Annotated in this window: 18 protein-coding genes; 6 read left to right on the top strand and 12 right to left on the bottom strand. The window is 72.2% G+C overall.

The features are described from left to right. Positions 1 to 430 precede the first annotated feature (430 nt). A complete protein-coding gene (locus ACIBR0_RS22320) occupies positions 431 to 838 on the bottom strand; it encodes a pyridoxamine 5'-phosphate oxidase family protein (RefSeq protein WP_396718585.1) in 408 nt (135 codons plus the stop codon). A 199-nt stretch (positions 839 to 1,037) separates the two neighbouring features. On the opposite strand from ACIBR0_RS22320, the gene ACIBR0_RS22315 reads away from it, so the two are divergent. Continuing rightward, the gene (locus tag ACIBR0_RS22315; protein WP_396718583.1) at positions 1,038 to 1,772 is read left to right on the top strand and encodes a C39 family peptidase; all 735 of its coding nucleotides are present in this window, start codon (positions 1,038 to 1,040) and stop codon (positions 1,770 to 1,772) included. Between the two features lie 79 nt (positions 1,773 to 1,851). Here the strand turns inward: ACIBR0_RS22315 and ACIBR0_RS22310 are convergent, their stop codons facing one another. The 6 genes from ACIBR0_RS22310 to ACIBR0_RS22285 all read right to left on the bottom strand — a co-directional run bounded on the left by ACIBR0_RS22310 (position 1,852) and on the right by ACIBR0_RS22285 (position 8,335). Next, on the bottom strand, positions 1,852 to 3,027 hold the full coding sequence (locus ACIBR0_RS22310) for a M20/M25/M40 family metallo-hydrolase (RefSeq protein ID WP_396718581.1): 1,176 nt from the start codon (positions 3,025 to 3,027) through the stop codon (positions 1,852 to 1,854). A gap of 26 nt (positions 3,028 to 3,053) precedes the next feature. Further along, complete coding sequence (locus ACIBR0_RS22305) at positions 3,054 to 3,863, bottom strand: amino acid ABC transporter ATP-binding protein (RefSeq protein WP_396718579.1); 810 nt, start codon at positions 3,861 to 3,863, stop codon at positions 3,054 to 3,056. Beyond that, complete coding sequence (locus tag ACIBR0_RS22300) at positions 3,860 to 4,714, bottom strand: amino acid ABC transporter permease (protein WP_396718577.1); 855 nt, start codon at positions 4,712 to 4,714, stop codon at positions 3,860 to 3,862. The genes ACIBR0_RS22305 and ACIBR0_RS22300 overlap by 4 nt, the downstream gene beginning before the upstream one ends. A gap of 114 nt (positions 4,715 to 4,828) precedes the next feature. Beyond that, complete coding sequence (locus ACIBR0_RS22295; protein WP_396718575.1) at positions 4,829 to 5,776, bottom strand: transporter substrate-binding domain-containing protein; 948 nt, start codon at positions 5,774 to 5,776, stop codon at positions 4,829 to 4,831. 91 nt (positions 5,777 to 5,867) lie between these two features. Then, a complete protein-coding gene (locus ACIBR0_RS22290) occupies positions 5,868 to 6,806 on the bottom strand; it encodes a MurR/RpiR family transcriptional regulator (protein WP_396718573.1) in 939 nt (312 codons plus the stop codon). 86 nt (positions 6,807 to 6,892) lie between these two features. Further along, positions 6,893 to 8,335 carry a pre-peptidase C-terminal domain-containing protein gene (locus ACIBR0_RS22285; RefSeq protein WP_396718571.1) on the bottom strand — a complete coding sequence of 481 codons (1,443 nt, stop codon included), beginning with the start codon at positions 8,333 to 8,335 and terminating at the stop codon, positions 6,893 to 6,895. A gap of 175 nt (positions 8,336 to 8,510) precedes the next feature. Between ACIBR0_RS22285 and ACIBR0_RS22280 the strand changes: the two genes are divergently transcribed. Next, positions 8,511 to 9,407 (top strand): aminoglycoside phosphotransferase family protein, encoded by an 897-nt coding sequence (locus ACIBR0_RS22280; RefSeq protein ID WP_396718569.1) that lies wholly within the window; start codon positions 8,511 to 8,513, stop codon positions 9,405 to 9,407. A gap of 50 nt (positions 9,408 to 9,457) precedes the next feature. On the opposite strand, the gene ACIBR0_RS22275 is transcribed toward ACIBR0_RS22280, so the two are convergent. Then, on the bottom strand, positions 9,458 to 10,711 hold the full coding sequence (locus ACIBR0_RS22275; protein WP_396718567.1) for a cyanophycinase: 1,254 nt from the start codon (positions 10,709 to 10,711) through the stop codon (positions 9,458 to 9,460). 156 nt (positions 10,712 to 10,867) lie between these two features. On the opposite strand from ACIBR0_RS22275, the gene ACIBR0_RS22270 reads away from it, so the two are divergent. Continuing rightward, a complete protein-coding gene (locus ACIBR0_RS22270) occupies positions 10,868 to 11,467 on the top strand; it encodes a hemerythrin domain-containing protein (RefSeq protein WP_396718565.1) in 600 nt (199 codons plus the stop codon). A 64-nt stretch (positions 11,468 to 11,531) separates the two neighbouring features. On the opposite strand, the gene ACIBR0_RS22265 is transcribed toward ACIBR0_RS22270, so the two are convergent. Beyond that, positions 11,532 to 11,717 carry an antitoxin gene (locus ACIBR0_RS22265; protein WP_396718563.1) on the bottom strand — a complete coding sequence of 62 codons (186 nt, stop codon included), beginning with the start codon at positions 11,715 to 11,717 and terminating at the stop codon, positions 11,532 to 11,534. 142 nt (positions 11,718 to 11,859) lie between these two features. On the opposite strand from ACIBR0_RS22265, the gene ACIBR0_RS22260 reads away from it, so the two are divergent. Continuing rightward, on the top strand, positions 11,860 to 13,344 hold the full coding sequence (locus tag ACIBR0_RS22260; protein ID WP_396718561.1) for a hypothetical protein: 1,485 nt from the start codon (positions 11,860 to 11,862) through the stop codon (positions 13,342 to 13,344). An 88-nt stretch (positions 13,345 to 13,432) separates the two neighbouring features. Then, positions 13,433 to 14,587, top strand: coding sequence for an AI-2E family transporter (locus ACIBR0_RS22255; protein WP_396718559.1), 1,155 nt, complete (start codon positions 13,433 to 13,435; stop codon positions 14,585 to 14,587). 48 nt (positions 14,588 to 14,635) lie between these two features. On the opposite strand, the gene ACIBR0_RS22250 is transcribed toward ACIBR0_RS22255, so the two are convergent. Beyond that, entirely contained in the window at positions 14,636 to 15,310 is a 675-nt protein-coding gene (locus ACIBR0_RS22250) for a dienelactone hydrolase family protein (RefSeq protein WP_396718557.1), read from the bottom strand. Between the two features lie 215 nt (positions 15,311 to 15,525). Between ACIBR0_RS22250 and ACIBR0_RS22245 the strand changes: the two genes are divergently transcribed. Further along, positions 15,526 to 15,705, top strand: coding sequence for a hypothetical protein (locus tag ACIBR0_RS22245; protein WP_357029369.1), 180 nt, complete (start codon positions 15,526 to 15,528; stop codon positions 15,703 to 15,705). A gap of 94 nt (positions 15,706 to 15,799) precedes the next feature. Here ACIBR0_RS22245 and ACIBR0_RS22240 read toward each other — a convergent pair whose 3' ends face one another. Continuing rightward, complete coding sequence (locus ACIBR0_RS22240; RefSeq protein ID WP_396718555.1) at positions 15,800 to 18,172, bottom strand: glycoside hydrolase family 65 protein; 2,373 nt, start codon at positions 18,170 to 18,172, stop codon at positions 15,800 to 15,802. Then, on the bottom strand, positions 18,169 to 18,921 hold the full coding sequence (locus tag ACIBR0_RS22235) for a beta-phosphoglucomutase family hydrolase (RefSeq protein WP_396718553.1): 753 nt from the start codon (positions 18,919 to 18,921) through the stop codon (positions 18,169 to 18,171). The genes ACIBR0_RS22240 and ACIBR0_RS22235 overlap by 4 nt, the downstream gene beginning before the upstream one ends. Positions 18,922 to 18,997 lie beyond the last annotated feature (76 nt).

Genomic DNA, 18,997 nt, shown 5'->3' with positions numbered 1-18,997 from the left:
TCGGCACACGCTCACCGGAGCAGGGGGTTGCTCGTCCGCGGTGCCAGGGGGATGTAACGACCGGCTACCCGCCGTCATTCCCGGGGGGCCGGGGATCCGCATGTCGGCGGTCCCGTGTTCGTCGAGGGGATTCAACGACCGGCCGGCCACCATCATTCCCGGGCCGGGCGACCCACGCTCGGGGGCTGCGCGTCCTGCTCGATCGTCCACCAATGTAACGACCCCCGGGCGGCCACGATTCCGCCGCCAGGATGCCCCCGGTCACACCCGAAACCGGACATCCAATCCGATAACGGACGCTGCGGCCAGGGTGCCGGGCGGAGATCCACTCGGCATCACTGAAACCGGGCCATCGACCGCACTTGGGCACCCCGACTTCACAGAACCCGAGTCGATCAAGGCGAGCGATCCGGACACACGACGCAGACAGTCAGAGACTGCCCAGCAGGCGTGTCACGGTGATCTCGATGACGACCCGGTCCGGGTTCGGGCGCGGGGTGCGGTACCGCTCGGCGTACCGGCGCTCGGCCTCCGCCACCGCCGGCCGGTCGGAACGCACGACGGCCCGGCCCTCGATCGTCAACCAGCGCCGCCCATCGACGTGGCACACCGCCACCGCCCCACCCTCGGGCCCGGCCTCGGCGACGTGTCGGGCCTTGCGGGAGGTGCGGCTGGTGATCACCCGTGCGAGGTTCGCGTCGGCGTCGAAGGTGACCCCCACCGGTACGACGTGCGGGGTACCGTCCGCGCGCAGGGTGGTCAGCGTCGCGAGGTGCCGTTCCCGGCAGAACGCGGTGACCCGTTCGTCGTACGGGTCCAACCGATGGTCGCCCGGCATGTCGTTCCCCTGTCTCGCGCCCGACCCCGATCATGGCACGGCCCACCCGGGTGGAATGCCGGCAGCAGCAGGGCGGTTGCATCCCCGGTGAGCCGGCGGGCCGGGACGTGCGCCCGTCGGATCCGTGAGCCGAGCGCCTTCCCGGTGCTTGCCGTCTCCGGTCCCGGAGGCGACAGACCCCCCGAACGGAGCCCGACTGATGAATCCGATCGTGCACAAGAGTGGCCTGTCCGTCGCCGGCCTGCTGGTCGCCGGTGGGTGCATCGCCGGCATCACCGGCCCCGCCACGGCCGAGGCGACGCCGATGGCCACCGCCCCGTTCGGCGCCGTCGGCGTCGACAGGTCCGACCGGGGCCCCGACAAGGCCGACAAGGACCGCAAGGCCGACAAGGACCGCAGGGGCGACCGGGCCGACAAGGTCCGGGACCGGCGGGCCGAGCGCATGGTGGGCATCGAGTACCAGGCGCAGCCCAACTTCTTCTACTGCGGGCCGGCGGCGACGCGAATCGCCCTGACCGCCCAGGGCAAGACGCTGTCCCAGGACGAGCTGGCGGCGAAGCTGGGCACCACGGAGGCCGGCACCGACTCGGCCCTCGACACCACCCGGGTGCTCAACGAGCTGACCGGCGCCGGGTACGAGACCCGCGAGATCCCGGGTCCGGTCGCCAAGCCGGAGGAGGTGGACCGGCTGCGCGCCGACGTGCTCGACGCGCTGGACGCCGGCCGGCCGGTGGTGGCCAACATCAAGGGCACCGCGGTCGACACCGACGGCGCACCGCACTCGTACGAGGGCGGCCACTACCTGACCCTGGTGGGTTACCGCGACGGTGGTGACCTGATCCGGATCGCCGACCCGGCCGCGCCGGTGGGCGAGTACTGGATGACCCTGGAGAAGGTCGCCAACTGGATCGCCGAGCGCGGCTACTCCGCCTGAGGCGAGGACGAACGAGGGCCGGTCCCCCGACGACGGGGGGACCGGCCCTCGCGTTCCCGGCGGTCGGCGTACGCCGGGACTAACCCCGGTCCGCCCGGCTGACCTCGTCGATCAGGCCGGCGAGCAGTGCGGTACGGGGTACGACGGAGTCCAGGTCCAGCCACTCCGACGGGCTGTGGTCGGCGCCGCCCACCGGGCCGAGCCCGTCGAGCACCACCGCGCCGGCCTCGGCCAGCAGGTTCGCGTCGGCGCAGCCGCCGGTCGCGGTGTGTGACACCGGTATGCCGAGCCCGGCGCCGACCTTCGCGGCCAGTTCCGTGAGCCGCTGACCGGCCGGGCCGAGTTCCCAGGGCGGGGTGGGGGCGTGCACGGCCAGTTCGCCGCGTACCCCGGAGACCATCGGCTCGCCGACCAGCCGGCGGATCTCGGCCAGCGCGGCCTCGTACTCGCGGGCGTGCCAGGCGCGCAGGTCCACGAGCATGCGGGCCCGGTCGGGAACCACGTTGGGCCGGTCGCCGGAGGTCAGGTGGCCGACGTTGACGGTCACGCCGGGCCACCGGCCGTTGAGCGAGTCCAGGGCGACGGTCAGCCGGGCGGCGGCGAGCAGGGCGTTCGCCCCGCGCTCCGGCTCGATGCCGGCGTGCGCGGCCCGGCCGCGCAGCGTCACCTCCAGGTCCGCGACGCCCTTGCGCGCCGACACCAGGTCACCGTTGTCGCGGGCGCATTCCAGGCAGAGGGCCACGTCGGCCTCGGCCCCGAGGGTACGCAGCAGCGGCCGGCTGCCCGTCGAGCCGATCTCCTCGTCCGGGGTGCAGACCAGCACCAGCTCGCCGTACTCGTCGCGGTTGAGCGCGGCCAGAACCTCGACGGCGGCCAGGCCGGCGAGCACGCCGCCCTTGTCGTCGCTGACCCCCGGCCCGTACGCCCGGCCGCCCTGCACGCGGAACGGCCGGGCGGCGGCCGTGCCGGGCGGGAAGACGGTGTCGAGGTGTCCGGCGAGCAGGATCCGCCGGTGGCCCCGGCCCCGCCGCCGCCCGATGAGCACGTCGCCGAGCGGCGTGCCGGACGGGTCGGCGACCGGTTCCCGCTCGACGGACATGCCGGCTTCCAGGCACCAGGTCTGTACGAGGTCGGCGACCTGCCGCAGCCCGTCCACCTGGCCGGATCCGGAGTCGACGCCGACCAGGCGGGACAGGCGCTCGTGGTACGGGGCCAGCCGGTCCCCCGCCGCGGCGAGCAGGTCCGCGCTCTCCACCGGCACCCCTCCCACGCTCACAGCGCTCACAGGACCTTGTCCAGGAACGCGCGGGTGCGGTCGTGCTTGGGGTTGCCGAGCACCTCGCTCGGCGGGCCCGCCTCGACGACGACACCGCCGTCGAGGAAGGCGACGGTGTCGCCGACCTCGCGGGCGAAGCCCATCTCGTGGGTGACCACGACCATGGTCATACCGTCGGCGGCCAGGGCCTTCATGACGTCGAGCACGTCGCCGACGAGTTCCGGGTCGAGTGCCGAGGTCGGCTCGTCGAAGAGCATCAGCTTGGGGTGCATGGCGAGCGCGCGGGCGATGGCGACCCGCTGCTGCTGCCCGCCGGAGAGCTGGGCGGGGTAGTTGTTCGCCTTCTCGGCGAGGCCCACCCGTTCCAGCAGCGTCATCGCCTCGGCGCGCGCCCGGTCGCGGGGCGTGCCGAGCACCCGCAGCGGCGCCTCGATGACGTTGCCGAGCGCGGTGAGGTGCGGGAAGAGGTTGAACCGCTGGAACACCATGCCGATGTCGCGACGACGGCGGGCGACCTCGCGGGCCTTCAGCTCGTAGAGCTTGTCGCCCTGGCGGCGGTAGCCGACCAGATCGCCGTCCACCCAGAGCTGGCCACCGTCGATGCGTTCCAGGTGGTTGATGCAGCGCAGGAAGGTGGACTTGCCGGAGCCCGACGGCCCGAGCAGGCACGCGACCTCGCCGGGGGCGACGGTCATGTCGATGCCCTTGAGGACCTCGATCGGCCCGAACTTCTTGGTGACGCCCTCGGCGCGCACCATCGGCCGGGTCTCGACGGGGGTCTGCGCGGCATCGGTGGTGGTGGCTTGCGTGGTCATCGGACTCCTCCCCGGGCGAAGCCGCGGCCGAACCGGCGTTCGATCGCCCACTGGCCGGCGGACAGCAGGCTGACCAGCGCCAGGTACCAGATCGCCGCCACGACGAGCAGCGGGATCACCTTGTAGTTGCCCTGGTAGACGGTCTGGACGGCGGTCATCAGGTCGCGGCCGGCGATGATCGACACCAGTGCGGTGGACTTGAGCATGGTGATGGTCTCGTTGCCCATCGGCGGGATGATGACCCGCATCGCCTGGGGCAGGACGATCCGGCGCAGGGTGAGCGTCGGGCTCATGCCGAGGGCCGCGGCGGCCTCGGTCTGCCCGGTGTCCACGGCCAGGATGCCACCCCGGATGACCTCGGCGGCGTACGCCATCTCGTTGAGCGACAGGGCGAGCACGGCGGCCACGGTGCCGGTGACCACGACGCTGGTCGGCTTGTCGAACAGGACCAGGTCGGTGAAGGGCAGGCTGAACGTGATGCGGGGGAACAGCGCGCCGAGGAAGCCGAAGAAGATGATCTGCACCAGCAGCGGGGTGCCCCGGAAGACCCAGATGAAGCCCCAGGAGACGCCGCGCAGCACGGGGTTGGCGGACAGGCGCATGACGGCGAGCAGGACGCCGCCGACGGTGCCGAGCACCATCGCCAGCAGGGTCAGCCAGAGCGTGGTGACCACACCGTCGAGGATGTAGTCCTTGAACAGGTACTCGCCGATGGTGGCGGGTTCGAGGTTGGGGCTGTCCAGCAGCGCCCGGAGGAAGAGGGCCGCCACGCCGACCACGAGGATCGCGGTCAGCCAGCGTCCGTAGTGCCGTACGGGGACCACCCGTACGGTCTCGGTGTCGCTCGTCATTGAGTGCCTCCAGCGGGACGGGGTGCGGCGGTCGCCGGGCGCCTTCCGGGCCCGCCCTCACGGTTTCGGAAGGGCGCCCGGCGACCGCGGTTCAGGGAGTCGCCTCCGCCGAGGTCAGTCGATGGCCTGGTCGATGGTGGCCGTCTTGACGGCGATCGGCTCCTGCTTCCACTGGACGAGGATCTTGGTGTAGGTGCCGTCGTCGATCAGCGACTGCACCGCGGCCTGGTACGCCTGGGCCAGTTCCTTCTGGGCCTTGAGGAAGCCGAAGCCGTTCGGGCTGGCCAGCCAGCCGTTCGGGGCGGACGGGTCCTCGACCAGGTCGGCCTTGCCGGTCAGGGTGGGGGCGATGTCCACCAGGTTGACCTTGGTGGCGGCGACCACCTCGACGTTGCCGGCGATCAGCGCCTGCACCGCCTGCGGGTTCTCCGGGTACTCCTTGACCTCGACGGCCTTGCCGGCGCAGCTGGACTTGCTGTAGTCGGCGAGGTTCTTGGCCTGGTTGCTGGCCTTCTGCACGGCCACCTTGCGCCCGCACAGGTCGGCGACGGTCTTCACGGCGAGCGGGTTGCCGGTCTTGACCAGGAAGCCGGTGCCGGAGGCGGAGTAGTCGACGAAGGTCGCGACCTGCTGGCGCTCCCTCTTGTCGGTGATGCCGCCGGCGATCGCGTCGTACTTCGCGGCCTGCAGGCCCGGCACGAGGCCGTCGAAGGGCTGCTGGCTGAAGGTCGCCTTGATGCCCAGCCGGGCGGAGGCGGCCATGAACAGGTCGTAGTCCAGACCCTTGAACTCGTCGGTGCGGCCCTCGGTCTTGAAGTCGATGAAGGGCTCGTACGGGGCGTTGGTCGCCACGGTCAGGGTGCCGCGGTCCCGGATGTCGCCGGGGACCTTCCTGGCGAGGTTGGCGTCGGTGGTGACCTCACCGACGCCCTCGATGGTGACGGAGACGGTCTTGACCGCGTCGCCGGAACCGGCGGCGGTGGAGGAGTCGCCGCCGCAGCCGGCGGTGACGGCGAGGAGGGCCGTGGCCGTGGTGGCCAGGGCAAGGTGACGGATGCGCATGGGGTGTCCTTCCGGGTGCCAGTCGAACCAGCACCCGGACTGTAACGCACATTACGATTTCGATGGGGTTACAGTTTTCTGTAACGCCGCCTCAGCTTCCTCCGAAGGTCTGCTGGGCCTGCTCCATCGCCTTCAGGCGCTTCCCGGCGACCGGCCCGAGCCGGTCGATCAACGCGGCCACCAGTAACTCCACCAGCGCCAACGTGGGTACGAAGCTGTCGTACGGCGAGGGCGACTCGACCCGGCTGGGCAGCACCACCTCGGCCAGACCGGCCACCGGAGAGAGCCACCGGTCGGTGAACAGGACCACCCGGGCACCCCGCGCGGTGACCTCCCGGGCCAGGGCCAGTGTGGGTTCCTCGTACCGTCGGAAGTCGAAGAGGGCGAACAGGTCCCGGCGGCCGACGTCGACGAGCATGTCCGTGCGCTCCACCGGGGTCGACGGCAACAGGCGACTCCCGCCGCGTACCTGCATCAGGTGCAGCACCAGGTAGTGGGCGAGCAGGCCGGAGAACCGGCCGCCCGCCGCGGTGACCCGTAGCTGCTGGTCGGCGAAGAGGCGGACGGCCGCGTCCAGCTCGCCCTGGGGCAACTCGGCCAGGGTCCCGGCCACGGCCTCCGGCAGGGTCGCCGCCGCCCGGGGCAGGGCCCCCTCCGGTGGAGTGCCGGTCCGCTCCGCCGCCCGGTACGCGGTGAGCGGCGAGGTCTCCCGCTCGGCCAGTTCGTCGCGCAGTGCCCGCTGGAACTCCGGGTAGCCGCCGAACCCGAGCCGGCTGAGGAACCGCAGCACGGTCGGCGCGCTCACCTCCGCCCGCTCGGCCAGCGAGGCGACCGTGCCCAGCCCGGCGGCCGGGTACGAGGCCAGCAGGGCGCGGGCCACCCGGCGCTCGGCGGGGCTGCACTCGCCCAGCCGCTGGCGGATCAGCGCCGCCACACCCACGGCGGTTGACTCGGGGGATCCGGCGGCGTGGTCGTCGTGCGCCGGACCGGGGCCCACGCCCGGCTCACCGGCAAGATCGGAGGTCGACACGCGCTGAGCGTAGCCGCCGACGAGCGCGCGGAAGGCGCGTCCTCCCGGGGGGATGAGGAGGACGCGCCTTCCGGCTCGGGGTGGGATCAGGACTTGGCGACGGTGCAGGAGTAGTCGGCGGTGCCGGAGCCGGAGTACGCCTCCAGCTCGACGTAGTAGGTGGCCGAGCCGGACGACGTCCTCGTCAGCGAGGCCGACTCGTCGGTGCCCGCCCCGTCGTTGACCGAGCGGGTGACCGTGCTCCCGTTCGAGTTGAGCAGGTAGAGGTCGGCGTCGTAGGCGGTCGGGACCGCGCAGTTCACCGTCAGCGTCTGTCCACTGGCGACGCTCACCTTGAAGTAGTCCCGGTCGCTGGTGCTCTTCATGTCGCCGGTGACGGTCAGCGGGTAGCTGTTGCCGGTGACGTCGTTGGCGGCGTTGCGGGAGTCGTTCGGCTCGACCTCGGCGTACGAGGAGCCACCACCGGGCGGAGGCGGCGGCGGGGTGGTCGAGCAGTCGGTGACCGTGGTGCCGCTGTAGAGGCTGCCGCTCGGCACACCGTTGGTCACGCTCTTCAGGTAGTAGCCGCAGGTGGGCCGGTTGGCGAAGTGGTAGGTCTGGCCGTTGGCGAGCTTCCAGATCTTGAAGTTGGAGTAGGTCAGCGGCTGCCCCGACACGGCCACCTCGGGCTGGTGGTCACCGAGCACGACGTACGCGTTCGACCCGCTCAACGTGGCGAGCCCAAACTTGTCGATGAACAGCGACGCGCCCTCGTTGACGCCGACGCCCCAGGCGGCGCCGCCGCTGGTGCGGCCGTCCTTGATCGCGCGCGCCACGAACGCCATCGTGCGGCCCATCCGGTCGCGCTCCTGGAAGTGCGAGTCGTTGATGGTGTTGGCGTAGTTCGCCCAGCGGAACATGCCGGTGGTGAAGGTCAGCGACCGGTCGTACGGGTTGTCCAGGGCGATCGACGAGGTGGCGCTGGCCGCGCAGGCGTCGTACACGATGTCGCTGTTGATGTGGTGACCGGCGCTGCCGCCGCCGACGCCGCCGCCCTTGGCCACGACCGACTCGACGGACGTCTCCAGCGCGGTGCCCTTCCAGGCGGCGTAGTTGCACTGGTTGCCGCCGGCGAAGTAGACGAACTCCGCGTTGCGGATGTCGGTGTTCACCTGCGCGTTGTCGCCGTCACGGGCCGCCGTGAGGGTCAGGGTGGTGCACGAGTTGACGTTCGCCAGGCCCATGATGTCGTCACACTCGGGGGTGCCGCCATCGGACGCGGCGATGACCGCCACGTCGATCGTGCCGCTGCCGCCGCGGATGGCGTTGATCGCCTGCGTCATGGTGGCGGACACGACGCCGCCCGAGCCGTTCATCGTGTACGCCGGGCCGGACCAGGTCGTCCGGCTCACGTCGGTCGAGCTGCCCTGCCGGTCGCGGATGACCTGGGCGTGCGCGGCGGTCACCCCGACCGGGGCCACGGTGGCGACGAGGCTCGCGGCGGTGAGCACCGCCAGACGGGTACGCAGGGGGTTGCGGACAGGGAACATGGGCACCTCCGAGGGGCCACGGATCGATGAAACAGAAGTTACATCCATTAACTTGTCTGCTCAATACGTAACCTCTGTTACATCTTGATGACGGCCTCGGTCGATCCGCTCCGGGACCGGGCCGCAGCCGGAAACCCGCTGGCCAAGCCGGTGGCCGAGTTGCCAGGATCGGCCGATGCGCATGCACGCCGATCAGGTCGACATCCCCGCCGACGTCGTCGCCGCCCTCGTCGCCGACCAGTTCCCGCGCTGGCGGGACCGCCCCGTCCGACCGGTCGTCTCGCACGGCACGGTGAACGCGCTGTTCCGCCTCGGCGACGACGTGGTGCTGCGCTTCCCGCTCCAGCCCGGTGACCCCGAGCGGCACGCCGACCTGGTCCGCGAGCAGGAGAACGCCCGCCGGCTCGCCCCGCTCCTGCCGCTGCCGGTGCCCGAGCCACTGGCCCTGGGCGAGCCCGGTCCCGGCTACCCCGGGCCGTGGACGGCGTACCGCTGGATTCCCGGCGAGACGGCGGGCGACGCCCGCGTACGCGACGTGGTGGAGTTCGCCGACGACCTGGCCGGCTTCGTGCGGGCGCTGCACGCGACGGACGCCGCCGGCCTCCGCTGGAACGGCCGGGGGCGCGGCGGTCCGCTGGTCGGGATGGACGGGTACGTGGCCGAGTGGCTGCCCGCGAGCGCGCACCTGACCGACACGGTCGCGCTGGCCCGGATCTGGGCGGAGTGCCGGGACGCGCCCGCGCACGACGGGCCGGACGTGTGGCTGCACGCCGACCTGATGCCGGGCAACCTGCTGGTCCGAGACGGCCGGCTCGCCGCGGTGATCGACCTGGGCGCGGTCGGCGTCGGGGACCCGGCGGTCGACCTGATGCCCGCGTGGAACCTGCTGCCGCCCGAGGGCCGGGACCGCTACCGGGCGGCGCTCGACGTCGACGACGCGACGTGGGCGCGCGGGCGCGGCTGGGCGCTGGCCCAGGCAATCGGCTGCCTCGTGTACTACGTGGACACCAACCCGGTCATGTCCGCGACCGCCCGCCACACGTTGGACGCGATCCTCGCCGCCGAGGTGTAAGGAAGGGCCCCTTCTTAACGCCTGGCGTTAAGAAGGGGCCCTTCCTTACTTCACTTCGCGTTGATGCCGATCACGACGCCGGTGAACGAGGTCGACTCACCGGCCCGGTACGCGGCGAAGCCCCGACCCCGGGTCAGCGTCGCCTCCCACTGCGGGTCGTCCTCGTACGAGACGTCCGAGATCGACGCGCAGCCGGCGTTGGCGATTAGCGCCTCGGCGTTGGTGACCAGGCCGTAGTTCCAGAACACGTCCTCGGTCGGCGTCACGTCGCAGCCCGGGGCGCCGGTGACGCGCTCCTTGCCGGGGGCGAAGACCGACTGCCAGCGGTCCGACCGGTACCGGTCGCCCTCGGTCAACCGGGTCCAGCGCACACCCTCGATGCCCCAGACCGGGGTGTCGGTGGTCCGCGCCCAGCGCAGGTCGAGCACGGTCACGCCGCGCTGGCCGATCACCCGCAGCTTCTGGTGCCGCGAGCCGACTCCGGTGACCTCCAGCGCGGTGTTCTCGTCCAGGCCGAAGACCCGCTTGTTGCCCGTGTCCGAGGCGAGCCGGATCGACCGGGCCTCCCGTCCGCGCCGGGAGAAGTGGGTGTCCAGCAGGCCGTCGCGGAAGAACCCGAACCCGCCCTTGGGCAGGTAGCCGAGGACGGTGGAGTCGTCGAAGTAGCCGGGCTTCGACCCGTCCCGCAGGCCGGGGTCGACCGAACCGCCGGTGATCATGTCGCGGCCGGCCATGATCTGCGCGCCCGCGCTGGTGCCGGAGACGACCGCGCCCTCGCGCAGCTTGCGCCGGACCGCGGCCAGTGCGGCGGAGTCGCGCTGCGCCTCGCCGCGGGTCATCGTCGTGACGTACCGGTACTGGTCGCCGCCGCCGAAGAAGAAGCCGGTCATCGAGTTGATCTGGGCGACCACGGCCGGGTCGTCGGCCTTCTCCGGGTGGTCGGTGTCGATCGGGATCCACTGCGCGTCGGCCACGCCGAACGTCTTGAACAGGTTGGCGTAGTACTCGCCGTTGCAGACGCTGTTGTTGCAGTCCGGGGTGCCGGCGTCCGGGTCCTCCGACGGCGTCGGGGCCGCCGCGGTGAAGATGCCGATGCGGGCCTTTCCGGTGCCACCGGCGAGCCGGACGATGTCGCCGTAGATGGCGGCGTTGTCGTCGGCGAGTGCGCCGCCGACCAGCACGAGGCTGCCACCCGAGCGGTGGTGGTACGGGGTGGCCGAGGCGGGAGCCGCGGCAAGGGGGACGCTCAGCGCGACCGCCGTACACGCGCCGACCCCGAGGGTCAGCAGGCGGTTCAAGGGCATGACTGCTCCTCACTGGAGACCGTGAGGGCGGGCCGAGGTGAGCGTACGGCACAACATGCACAGCGACAACGGCCGAAACGAGGGAGGTGGGTTCGGTCGGCGAGGGACGGGTACGAGGCCCTCAGCCGACCGTTCCGCAACCGGTAAGGGGCCACCATGACCAACACACAGACCACCCAGCAGGACGTCGTCGACGTCCTCACCGCCGACCACCGCGAGGTCGAGGTTCTCTTCGTCGAGCTGGAGAGCCGGCAGGGCACTCCGGAGCACCGCCGCCACCTGGCCGACGTGGTGATCGCCGAGCTGGTCCGCCACTCGGTCGCCGAGGAGATGTACGTCTACCCGACCGCCCGCAAGGCGCTGCCGGACGGCGACCAGGTCGCCGAGCACGAGATCTCCGAGCACGCCGACGCGGAGCGCACGATGAAGGAGCTGGAGTCGGTCGACCCGTCCGACGCCCGCTTCGACGAGCTGCTGGCCCACCTGACCAGCACCATCCGCCACCACATTCAGGACGAGGAGTCGGACCTGTTCCCCCGCCTGCGGGCCGCGGTGGCGCGCGAGGAGATGGTCGAGCTGGCCGGCAAGGTCCAGGCCGCGAAGAAGTCCGCGCCGACCCGCCCGCACCCGGCCGCCCCGGACCGCCCGCCGGCGAACAAGATGCTCGCCCCCGGGACCGGCCTGGTGGATCGGGTCCGCGACGCCCTCAGCGGCCGCCCCACCTCGATGGAGGAGCTGCACAAGAAGGACGCCTGACCGGTGGAGACGGACGCTCCCGGGTCACCGCCGTCGCGGTGGCCCGGGAGCGTCCGATCTTTTGTCAGCGGGGGGACGTGTCGCCCTCGCCGGTACGCGCCTGCGCCATGTCGACGCCCTTGTCGGTCTGTTCGTCGTACTTGCCGCCGGTGCGCTTGTCGGCCATCTCGCCGGCCTTGTCCATGCCCTTGTCGACCTGCTTGTCGTGCTTGTCCGCGAACTCGTCGGCCTTGTTCATGAAGTCGCTCACGACGTTCCTCCTCGCATCGGGGTTCGATGTACTGCGTTCCCTCGGCTGGGGACCGCAAACGCTCGCCGACCGGACAGATCACCGCACAATGCCCCCAGCGGCGCAGGACCGGACACCGGAGCGGCGGCGTACGATCCCTGCCGTGCACGAGACCCCGCATCGCCGACGGTTGATGTCGGTCGTGACCGCGCTGGCGCTGCTGGTGGCGGGTTGCCAGGCGGATCCGAGTGCCGAGCCGGCCCACTGGTCCGGCTCGGGTGCCACCCCGTCGCCCCCGGCCGGTTCGCGCGCCGCACCGACCGCCGCGCCGAAGGGCGCCAGCGGCTTCGGCGCCGCCCCCGTCGCCTGCCCCGACGCCCGGCCAGCACCGAGGTCCGCCAGTTCACTCGACCCAACCGCCGCTTCGTACCTCGGCCGCGACGGGGACGACGCCGCCAACGCGGTGGACGTCTCACCCGCCTGCGAGATCGTCGTCGGGGGGCGGTTCAACGGCCTGAGCGGCGGCACCACGACCACCCTCGGCCGGGGCGGTGCGGGCGCGGTGCTACGGCTCGACGGCACCGGGCGACGGCTACTTTCCACCACCCGGCTGGCCGGCACCGTCGAGGACCTGGAGGTCCGGCGCGACGGCGGCGAGATCGCGGTCGCCACCGACCGTGGGGTGTGGCTGCTCGACCCGAAGGCGTCCACCGCCCGCTGGCAGCGCGGCAAGGGCGCGACGCGCGTCGCGGTCGGCGCCGCCGGCACGGTCGCGGCCCTCTCCGGCACGACCGTCACCGTGTACGACCTCAAGGGCGCGACCCTCACCACCATCCGCCCCGAGCCGCGCACCGTCAGCGACGTCGCCGTCGACGACCGCAGCGGCCTCGTGTTCGTCAGCGGGTTCCGGCAGGTCAACGCCGGCCGGTGCGTGCCCGTGCAGATCGCGTACGTGCACGCCTACGACCGGCGGGGTGCGCTGCGCTGGCGCGCGTACGACCATCCGGCCGACCGGCTCGGCGACCTCTGCGCGGACAGCCGGGCCGACCGGGTGGCGATGGGCCGCGACGGGAAGCTCTACCTGGCCGGCGAGACCGCGGGCGGCAACACCATCTTCGCCAGCTCGGCCGCCGACCCGTCCCGGCCGGCGCCCAACGTCGTCATCGACACGTTCACCCAGGCGTCCAACACCTCGAACGCGCACTACACCTACCTGGCCCGCCTCGACCCGGCCACCGGACGGCAGCTCGCCGGGCAGGTCGTGCTCAGCCGCATCGACAGCAAGGGCGACAAGGGCAACACCATCAAGCCGTACGCGGTCACCGCCGACGAGTCGGGCCGCGTCTACGCCGGCGGGGTGTCCGCGTACCAGATCGCCGACCGGTCCCGGATCACGCTCGGTGGCCGCCGCCTCGCCCCGTACGCCGGTGGTGACGCGTGGGTGCTGGTGCTGTCGGCGGACCTGAAGCGGCGTACCTCCTGGGTGGTCTTCACCGACGGCGGCGCCGGCGCGGTCCGCGGGGTGGCCGCCGCGTCCGGGGTGGCCGCCGCCGTCGCCAAGGTCGACAAGGGGCCGTTCCACCGCGCCCGTGCGGTGCAGTCCGGCGACGGAGGCGGCTACGTCGTCGCGTGGCCCGGGCTGTCCTGATCCGCCCTCGCCGCACACGCGCGCCTCGCGTGGGGTTCGGAGGCACGCCGACCGGGTACCGACTCGCCGGAGATCGAGGAGGGCCGACGTGGTCGACGATGGTGCCGGGCGGACGCCCGACGTGAAGGTGGTCGGGGGCGCCGCTCCCCGACAGACCTGGGCGGGGCTGCCCTGGCTGGTCCGTTCCGCGGTGGTGTGGAGCGCGTGCCTGATCGTGTTCGTGGTCGCGCTGTACCTGCTCGGCAGGGCCGCGGTGCTGCTCGCGCCGCTGGCCATCGCGGTCGCGGTGACCCTCTTCCTGGCCGCGCTGCTCGACCCGGTGCAGCTGGCGTTGCGCCGGCTGCGGCTGCCGGGCTCGCTGGCCGCCCTGCTCACGGTCCTGCTGCTGCTCGGCGTCCTGATCGGCGTGGGCGCGCTGGTGTGGAACCTGACCGCGTCCCAGTTCGGCGAGCTGAGCGAGGAACTGGTCGCGGGTGTCGAGCGGACCCGCGACTTCGTGACCTCCACGCTGCCGGTCACCGACCAGCAGCTCGACCGGATCATCGACCAGGCGCGCTCGGGCCTCGGCCAGGGCGGCGGGCTCGACCCGGTGGCCGGAGCACGGACCGCAGCCGAGGTGGTCGGCTCCGCACTGCTCGCGCTGGTGCTGCTGTTCTTCCTGCTCAAGGACGGCCGCGCGATGTGGCACTGGATGCTGGACCGGATGACCGGCCCGCGCCGGGGGGTCACCGCCGAGGCGGGCCGCAACGGGTGGCGCACCCTCGGCGCGTACAGCCGGGGCACCATGATGATCGCGGCGATCGACGCGATCGGCATCGGGATCGCGTTGGTGGTGCTGCGGGTGCCGCTGGCCTTCCCGCTGGCGCTGATCACGTTCTTCGGCGGCTTCATCCCGATCATCGGTGCGACGGTCGCCGGTGCGGTGGCCGTGCTGGTGGCGCTCGCCGCGAAGGGGCCGGTGACCGCGCTGCTCGTGCTGGCCGCCGTCATCGCCGTGCAGCAGATCGAGGGCAACCTGCTGGAGCCACTCATCATGAAGCGGCAGGTACGCCTGCACCCGGCCGTCATCCTGATCGCGGTCACCGCCGGCACGCTCATCGCCGGCATCGCGGGCGCCTTCGTCGCGGTCCCGATCACGGCGGTCGCCTGGCGCGTCATCGACACCATCCAGCGCCGACGCGAAGGCGCTCCCCCGCCCCCCGCCGCCCCACCCGCACCCCCCGAAGCAGCCGAAGCACGCTGAGACACGCGCCGCAGGGTGCGGGCGCCCGCTGGGGTGGTGGGGCCAGCGTCAGTGGAGGTGGGTGGTGAACCAGGTGGCTGCCTCGTGCGACACCTGTTCCAGGGCGCCGGGCTCCTCGAAGAGGTGGGTGGCGCCCGGGATGATGGTCAGCTCGGCGGTGTCGGGCAGGGCGTCCTGGGCCTGCTCGTTGAGCGCGATGACCTGCTCGTCGAGGCCACCGACGAGCAGGAGCGTCGGGGCGCGTACCTGACCGAGGGCCGGGCCCGCCAGGTCGGGCCGCCCGCCACGGGACACCACCGCCCGGACCGGTTCGGGTCGTTCGGCGGCGGCGACCAGCGCGGCGGCGGCTCCGGTGCTCGCGCCGAAGAGACCGATCGGCAAACCTCCCGCCGCGCCGGCCGGGGCCGGGCCGAAGGGTTGCTCGGTGGCGAGCCAGTCGACGATCCCCGCCAACCGTCGCGCGAGCAGCCCGATGTCGAAGCGCAACTCGGCGGTCCGCTCGTCCACCTGGTTCTCCGCGGGGGTCAGCAGGTCGACCAGGACGGTACCCAGGGCGCTGCGGTTGAGTACGTGCGCCACCGCCACGTTGCGCGGGCTGTGCCGGGAGCTGCCGCTGCCGTGCGCGAACAGCACGACACCGGTCGTCTCCTCCGGCACCAGCAGGTCGGCGACAAGGTCCACCTCGCCGGCCGGGATCGTCACCTCACGACTGCGTACGTCCACGTTCCCACCTCCACTCCCCCTCCGACTTCCCCCCGAACCCCTCCGCATGCCGGTAAGGAAGGGCACCTTCTTAACGTCTGGGGTAGAGGAAGGGACCCTTGTTAACACCGCTCCTGCGGCAGGTGGGTGTTTGTCGCCGGGGGCGTCGGGTAGGCGACGGTGGACCGCAGACCGTACCGGCGCGACCAGCGCCCCGACGGATCGCGAGGATCGCCATGGCGCAGCAGCAGCGAGGGTCCCGGCAGCAGACCGCCGAGCGGGACCGCCAGGAACAGGACGCCGAACGCAACCGGGACTGGGCGGACGAAGCCGCCCAGGCGCGTACCGCCGACGATCCGCGGGCGATGGCTCCGCGCGACGCCGGGGGCCGGCCCTCCCAGGGCCGCGCACTCTGAGTAGGCGTCGCCCGAGCGGCGAAGGACGTTAAGAAGGGCCCCCTGTACAACGCCAGGCGTTAACGGGGGGCCCTTCCTTGCACCCTCCTTGCACCTACTGCTCCCGTTCGGGGAGGCGGAGGAGGGGGGCGCGGCCGGGGGCCTGCTCCGGGCGCGGGCCGGACACCTGGGCCGGTGGGATCGGCACGGTCACCGGTTCGGTGCCGGTGATCCGGACCAGCTCGCCGTGGTGGCGCAGCTCCAGCACGTCCTCCGGCTCGGCGTGCCGGAGGACGTACGTGGTCTCGTGCGGCCGTACGCCGACCCGCAGCCGCATTCCGCGCCACTGGAGGGAGAACTCCAGGCCGGCCAGGCGGCTGGAGAGCCGGGGCGAGAACGAGAGGGTGCCGTCGTGGTCGCGCAGCCCGCCGAATCCGGAGACCAGGGCGATCCACGCCCCGGCGAGCGAGGCCATGTGCACGCCGTCGCGGGTGTTCTCGTTGAGGTCGTGCAGGTCCATCAGCGCGGCCTCGCGCAGGTAGCTGTGCGCCAGCTCGGGGTGGCCGACCTCGGCGGCGAGGACGGCCTGGGTGCACGCCGACAGCGACGAGTCCCGGACGGTACGCCGCTCGTAGTAGAGGAAGTTGCGCAGTTTCTGGTCGGGGGTGAAGGCGTCGCCCCGCCAGTGCATCGCCAGCACCAGGTCGGCCTGCTTGATCACCTGCTTGCGGTACAGGTCGAAGTACGGGTAGTGCAGCAGCAGCGGGTACTTCTCCGGCGGCGTGTGCTCGAAGTCCCACTCCTGGAGGCGCGTGAAACCCTCCACCTGCTCGTGGACGTCGATCTCCTCGTCGTACGGGATGTGCATGGACGCGGCGGCGTCCCGCCACGCGGCGGCCTCCTCGTCGGTGACCCCGAGGTGGTAGGCCTCGTCCCGGTACCGCATGACGGCGTTGGCGGCGGTGACGAGGTTCCGCTGTGCCATGAGGTTGGTGTAGATGTTGTCGTTCTTCACGGCGGTGTACTCGTCGGGACCGGTGACCCCGTCGATGTGGAACTGGCCGTGGCGGTCGTGATGGCCGAGCGACCGCCAGAGCCGGGCGGTCTCGACCAGGAGTTCCAGGCCGATCTCCCGTTCCAGCGCGATGTCCTGGGTGACCAGCACGTACCGCCGCAGCGCGTCGGCGACGTCGGCGGCGATGTGGAAGGCGGCGGTGCCGGCCGGCCAGTAGCCGGAGGACTCCCCGCCCTCGATGGTCCGCCACGGGAAGGCCGCGCCCTCGAGGTTGAGCGTCCGGGCCCGCTCCCGCGCGGTGTCGAGGGTGCGGTGCCGCCAGTGCAGCGCGTCCCGCACGGCGTCGGGATGGGTGTACGTGAGCACCGGCAGCACGAACATCTCGGTGTCCCAGAACGCGTGACCGTCGTACCCCGGTCCGGTGAGGCCCTTCGAGGAGATGGCCCGGCGTTCGGTTCGCGCGCCGGCCTGGAGCACGTGGAAGAGACCGAACCGGACCGCCTGCTGGACCTCCGGGTCGCCCTCCACGACCACGTCGGCGGAGTCCCAGAACTCGTCCAGGTATTCGCGCTGCTCCCGCAGCAGCCCCGCCCAGCCGTCCAGCTTCGCCCCGGCCAACGCCGCGCCGACCTGGTCGCGTAGCGCCGGGAGCGACCGGCGGCTGGACCAGCCGTACGTGAGGTACTTGACCACCCGCAGCTTCTCGCCGGGCTTGAGGACGCAGGCGATGGTGGTGCGGACCCAGTCCTCGTACCCCTCGGACTCGAGGGTGATCCGCGCGGTGGTGCTGACCTCGTGGTCCATCGCGGCGGCGACCCGTAGCCCGGAGACCTTCGTGCGGTGGATGAGCAGCCCGCCGTCGTCGGTGGTCAGCTCCTCCTCCGCCAGCAGCGGCGACTCCAGCACGGCTGCCACCCGGGGGTCCCGGCTCTGTGGGGGCAGTGTCTCGTTGGCCACCAGTTCGGACTGGACGATGAGGCGCAGCGGGACGTCGACCGCCTCGACCTCGTAGTTGATGGCCGCGACCGCCCGCTGGCGGAACGACACCATGCGGGTACTACGGACCTTCACCTCCGGACCGGCCGGGGAGCGCCAGTGCAGTTCCCGGTGCAGGGTGCCGGCGCGCATGTCGAGGATGCGTTCGTGGCCGAGCAGTTCGCCGTACCGGACGTCGAGCGGCTCGTCGTCGACGAGCAGCCGGATCAGCTTGCCGTTGGTGACGTTGACGACGGTCTGGCCGGACTCGGGAAAGCCGAAGCCGGCCTCCGCGTACGGCAGGGGGCGCAGTTCGTAGAAGGAGTTGAGGTAGGTGCCGGGCAGGCCGTGCGGCTCACCCTCGTCGAGGTTGCCGCGCAGGCCGATGTGGCCGTTGGAGAGCGCGAAGACCGACTCGGACTGGGCCAGCACGTCCATGTCGAGCCGGGTCTCCCGGACGTGCCACGGTTCGACCGGATAGGCCCGCTCCCGGATCACGGGGTGTCCCCGGTGTGCAGCAGGTCCGCGAGGTCGTTGACCACCACGTCCGCGCCGTGTTCCCGCAGTTCGGCGGCCTGGCCGACCCGGTCGACGCCCACCACGTACCCGAATCCGCCGGCCCGCCCGGCGGCGACGCCGGCGAGGGCGTCCTCGAAGACGACGGCGTTGGCGGGGTCGACGCCGAGCAGCTTCGCGCCGGCCAGGAACGTGTCGGGGTGGGGCTTGCCGCGCAGGCCCTGCGCGCGGGCGACGAGCCCGTCGACCCGCGCCTCCAGCAGCGGTTCCAGCCCGGCGGCGGCGACCACCTCGCGGCCGTTGGCGCTGGCGGTGACCACGGCGCGGCGCAGGCCGGCGGCGGTGGCCGCCTTCAGGTACGCGACGGAGCCGGGGAAGACGTCCACCCCGTGGGCGCGCAGGTGCTCCAGCAGGAGCACGTTCTTGCGGTTGCCGACGCCGCTGACGGTCTCCGCGTCCGACGGGTCGTCCGGCTGCCCCTCGGGAAGGACGATCCCGCGTGAGGCGAGGAAAGTGCGTACGCCGTCGGCGCGCGGTCGCCCGTCGACGTACCGGTTGTAGTCGTCTCCGGGGTCGAACGGGCGGAAGGGTACGCCGGTGGCAGCGGCGTGCCGCCGGAGGAAGTCGTCGAAGGTGGCGGTCCAGGCGGCGTTGTGGACCCGGGCGGTCTGCGTCAGCACACCGTCCAGGTCGAAGAGACAGGCGGTCACATGAGCAGGCAGGCCCAGCACGGTACGAATCTATCCAGACCTCCGCGCCGGCAAACCGGGTTCCGCCGAAGGTGTCGACGCGGGATCGGAGGCTGGG

It is taken from the genome of Micromonospora sp. NPDC049497, from assembly GCF_044465805.1.
GTDB lineage: Bacteria > Actinomycetota > Actinomycetes > Mycobacteriales > Micromonosporaceae > Micromonospora.
The sequence above is the reverse complement of the archived record's forward strand: the minus strand, read 5'-3'. Positions and strand labels throughout refer to the sequence as shown.

Excerpts from the sequence above, each read along its gene's own strand:
- ACIBR0_RS22275 (WP_396718567.1), bottom strand. The coding sequence starts at position 10,711 with ATGCCCTTGAACCGCCTGCTGACCCTCGGGGTCGGCGCGTGTACGGCG.
- ACIBR0_RS22315 (WP_396718583.1), top strand. The coding sequence starts at position 1,038 with ATGAATCCGATCGTGCACAAGAGTGGCCTGTCCGTCGCCGGCCTGCTG.
- ACIBR0_RS22300 (WP_396718577.1), bottom strand. The coding sequence starts at position 4,714 with ATGACGAGCGACACCGAGACCGTACGGGTGGTCCCCGTACGGCACTAC.
- ACIBR0_RS22280 (WP_396718569.1), top strand. The coding sequence starts at position 8,511 with ATGCGCATGCACGCCGATCAGGTCGACATCCCCGCCGACGTCGTCGCC.
- ACIBR0_RS22320 (WP_396718585.1), bottom strand. The coding sequence starts at position 838 with ATGCCGGGCGACCATCGGTTGGACCCGTACGACGAACGGGTCACCGCG.
- ACIBR0_RS22245 (WP_357029369.1), top strand. The coding sequence starts at position 15,526 with ATGGCGCAGCAGCAGCGAGGGTCCCGGCAGCAGACCGCCGAGCGGGAC.
- ACIBR0_RS22285 (WP_396718571.1), bottom strand. The coding sequence starts at position 8,335 with ATGTTCCCTGTCCGCAACCCCCTGCGTACCCGTCTGGCGGTGCTCACC.
- ACIBR0_RS22295 (WP_396718575.1), bottom strand. The coding sequence starts at position 5,776 with ATGCGCATCCGTCACCTTGCCCTGGCCACCACGGCCACGGCCCTCCTC.
- ACIBR0_RS22270 (WP_396718565.1), top strand. The coding sequence starts at position 10,868 with ATGACCAACACACAGACCACCCAGCAGGACGTCGTCGACGTCCTCACC.
- ACIBR0_RS22305 (WP_396718579.1), bottom strand. The coding sequence starts at position 3,863 with ATGACCACGCAAGCCACCACCACCGATGCCGCGCAGACCCCCGTCGAG.